3 protein-coding genes are annotated in these 3,528 nt (G+C 54.2%); all 3 read right to left on the bottom strand.

Going from position 1 to position 3,528, the window contains the following annotated elements:
• Positions 1–153 precede the first annotated feature (153 nt).
• The 3 genes from larA to BP822_RS07155 all read right to left on the bottom strand — a co-directional run bounded on the left by larA (position 154) and on the right by BP822_RS07155 (position 3,292).
• Positions 154–1,407, bottom strand: coding sequence for a nickel-dependent lactate racemase (gene larA / locus BP822_RS07165; protein ID WP_013718066.1), 1,254 nt, complete (start codon positions 1,405–1,407; stop codon positions 154–156).
• Between the two features lie 62 nt (positions 1,408–1,469).
• Complete coding sequence (locus tag BP822_RS07160) at positions 1,470–2,327, bottom strand: DUF58 domain-containing protein (protein ID WP_013718067.1); 858 nt, start codon at positions 2,325–2,327, stop codon at positions 1,470–1,472.
• An 8-nt stretch (positions 2,328–2,335) separates the two neighbouring features.
• Positions 2,336–3,292, bottom strand: a complete 957-nt coding sequence (locus tag BP822_RS07155; protein WP_013718068.1) for an AAA family ATPase — start codon at positions 3,290–3,292, stop codon at positions 2,336–2,338.
• Positions 3,293–3,528 lie beyond the last annotated feature (236 nt).

Genomic DNA, 3,528 nt, shown 5'->3' with positions numbered 1-3,528 from the left:
TTAAAAAGTTGGAAAGTACAGTCATGTTGAGATAAATTATACCATAAATATTAAGTAATGATATATATATTTTAAATGAGTGCATGAGCAAATCTGAGATCATTCGGCAACTTCAAGATCAAAATGAGCAATTAAGATTTGAGAATGAATCTCTCAAGGCCAAGATCCGTGAGCAGAAGCCCGTTTCCCCACCGCCAGGGTCAGGTTCCCGTAAGGCATGACCAGCATCCTCGCATCCTTGCCCTGCCTCGCTTTGGCCATGGCCAAAGCCTCATCCAGAGTCTTTGCCGGATTCATAAAGCACATCTCGACCTTATCCCTGGGCATGGAAGAGACCAGAATCAGATGGTGCTCCATCGACTCCCTGGCCAGGAAGGCCGCCTTGTGCCCTCCAAACTCGTACTCCCTGCCGAACCGCTCCCAGCAGTCCTCGGCAGACGAGGCCTCGCAGGCCCAGCGCTCGAATGCCGGATGGCCCAGCCCCTCGCAACATTCCGCTAAGAGGATGATGGTACCGCCGGGAAGGGCGGCATTCTTGGCATTGTCCAAAGCCTTCTGGGCCTGGAATAAATTGAGGTCCTTGGGCCTGCCTCCGGCGCAGCTGACTACGATCTCCGCCGGCTCCACATAACGGCGATACATCCGGTCAACTGCCGCCGCCCCCACTCTATGCGCCTTTATGAAGTCTCCAGCGGTAGACAGGACGATCTCCTTTTGGCTATTCAAGACAGTGTTAAGTATGAAATCCAGATCCGCGATTCGGGCAGCATCCTCCATATCCAGGCGGACGGGGCTTTTCAGGTTCCCGGTAGTTGCCGCAGGATCCCTCATCAGCTCGTGATTCCTGACCACAGAGGGCTCGGAGCTAACCCCGGGGAGAATGGCCTTTGCCCCGCCGCTGAAGCCGGCATAATAGTGATACTCGATATTTCCCGTAGCCACTATCAGGTCAGAGGAGGCGACCGCCTCCAGAACCTCCACCGGAGTTCCCCGCTCAGTCCATCCCAGGGGAACACAGCCTTTGGAGTCGTGCTGAACATGAGGCAAGCAAATGCAGTCCTTTAAGAGATACTCCTCCTCGGCAACGGTCATCCTTCGATGGGTGCCCAGAGCGAAGACAACAAACAGACTCCTGATACCCAGCTCCCGGATCCTCTTGACAAGCGGAGGAAGCATGAGGTGGCTGGGAGCAGGGCGGGTGATATCGCTGACCAGAATGGAAGCCGACCTTGCCCCTGCAAAATCCTCCAGCCTCCTTCCAACCGCCTGATCTAAGGATCTCTCGACCTCCCCGGAGCCGGCTGGCGGAAGCTCCTGGGGAAGGACGACCTTTGCCTCCTCGCCTGCAAGAAGATCGAGGCAACCCTGGCCGTAATTGAGCTTAATGGTATTGTTATTCGGTTTCATTGGCGTGGCAGTCCGCTATTCATCTTATATTATCCAGAGATGGTTTTGAATATATATATGACCTATGTCTTCCAGACCACCGCTCGGGTGAGCATCTCAGAGAAGGCATCGAATATCGGCCGGTCCGTCTGGAAGAGGAAATAGTTCGCACCGACCTGGTCACATGCTTCTCTGATCTTTTCGTTATGCTCTGCCAGTCTCGTCTGGTAGTCCGCCCGCTCTCCCTCAGTCACCCGGGTGATGACGGAAAGGCCGCTCTCCATATCTACGAATTTAACATCCCCGCCGAATCCCATCCCCATCTCATCCGGGGAGAGGACCTGAATGACCACCAGCTCATGTCCGGAGAGGCGAAAGATGCTGGTTATCACATCCTCGGTATCCTCCAGGAGGTCGGATATCAGCACCACCAGGCTGGTGGTCTTGATCTGGGAGGCAAAAAGCTCTGAGACCAGCTTCAGGTTGGTTCTTCCTCGGGGCAGAGTATCATCAAGCATGGCAATGGATGAAATCAGGTTCCTCCTCCCTCGCTTTGGCTCTCCGGGATAGAACCGGTGGCAGAAGCGCGACAAAGTGTATTTCTCGTTCTCCATGGTGGCCAGATAGGCAAAGCCCGCAGCCAGGCGGGAGGAATAGGCATACTTTCCGGCATAGCCCATGCTGGCGCTGCTGTCTAAGAGGATATGGACCACAAGGCTTCTCTCCTCCTCATGCTCCCGGATGAAGAGCTTCTCCGTCCTTCCGTAGACCTTCCAGTCCACCAGCTTGAAGTCGTCCCCCTTGCGATACTCCCGATAGCCCACCGGGCTGATGCCGTGGCCAAATCGCATCGATTTCCTCCCACCGCTATATGCCGTGGAGACGCGCTTCCGGACGAGCAGAGTGAATCGCTCCAGCTCTTTGAAGAAATCAGTATCCATAATTCATCTCATAGCGATAGGCTCTTCAGGATGTCACCTACCACCTGGTCGCGGGTGAGGCCCTTCCTCTCCGCCTCGAATCCCAATATTATTCTATGCCTGAGTACAGGATAGGCCATTACATGCAGGTCTTCTTTGGATACATAGTTCCTCCCCTGCAGAAATGCCCTGGCCTTAGCCGATAAGATGAGGCCGATGGAGGCCCTGGGGCTGGCACCGTACTGGACCCCGTCCCAGTTACGTGTGGCCAGGACCAGGTTAACCACTGCACGTTTCAGATCATCCGCGATCGGTATATCGCGACAGAGCTTCTGAAGGGCAATAACCTCCTCCTTGCTCACTTGAGGGGAGACCTTGGGCTCTGCCCGGATGGTATACCGCTCCAGGATCTCCAGCTCCTCATCCATCGTGGGATACTCCATGAAGATCTTGAGCAGGAACCTGTCCAGCTGGGCCTCGGGCAATGGGAAGGTTCCTTCCATCTCTATGGGGTTCTGGGTGGCCAAAATGAAGAAGGGCCTGTCCAGAGCATAGGTTTTGTTGCCCACGGTTACCTGTTTTTCCTGCATGGCCTCTAAAAGGGCGCTCTGAGTCTTGGGCGAAGCCCGGTTGATCTCGTCCGCCAAGACGATATTAGAGAAGACTGGCCCCGGCTCGAAGCGGAACTTCTTTCCCCCGCCGATCTCGTCTATGATGGTGGTGCCGGTGATATCCGCCGGCATCAAATCCGGCGTGCACTGAATTCTGCTGAAGTCCAGGCCCATGCAAGAGGCAGTGGTCTTCACAAGCAGAGTCTTGGCCAGACCCGGATTGCTCTCCAAAAGGGCATGCCCTCCGGCGATAATCGACACCAAAAGCTGCTCTATGGCCCTGTCCTGGCCGACGATCACCTTATCGATCTCTTTTCGGAGCCTCTGGAAAATCTCCGGAGCTCGGCTGTAGACTGATCTGAGATCCTCCGACATTATTCTCTTCTGAAGAGATTTTGGTCTAATTATACCTTTTCCAGCAATCCAGAAGATGTAAATATAGTGCATACTATCTTATTAATGGAGACATAGATGACGAGCACCGATGCCATAAGGGCTACAGTGGATGAGCTTCTAAAGGTGCTCTCCGCCAGGAACATAATTGGGGAGCCTATGGACTTGGAGGACAAGATCATCATACCCATCACCAAGATGGGGATGGGATTTGGCAC

Source organism: Methanosaeta sp. UBA458 (genome assembly GCF_002496085.1).
Classification (GTDB): domain Archaea; phylum Halobacteriota; class Methanosarcinia; order Methanotrichales; family Methanotrichaceae; genus Methanothrix; species Methanothrix soehngenii.
This window is presented reverse-complemented; position numbering and strand designations above follow the sequence as displayed.

Coding starts and splice junctions, on each gene's coding strand:
- BP822_RS07155 (WP_013718068.1), bottom strand. CDS start 3,292: ATGTCGGAGGATCTCAGATCAGTCTACAGCCGAGCTCCGGAGATTTTC.
- larA (WP_013718066.1), bottom strand. CDS start 1,407: ATGAAACCGAATAACAATACCATTAAGCTCAATTACGGCCAGGGTTGC.
- BP822_RS07160 (WP_013718067.1), bottom strand. CDS start 2,327: ATGGATACTGATTTCTTCAAAGAGCTGGAGCGATTCACTCTGCTCGTC.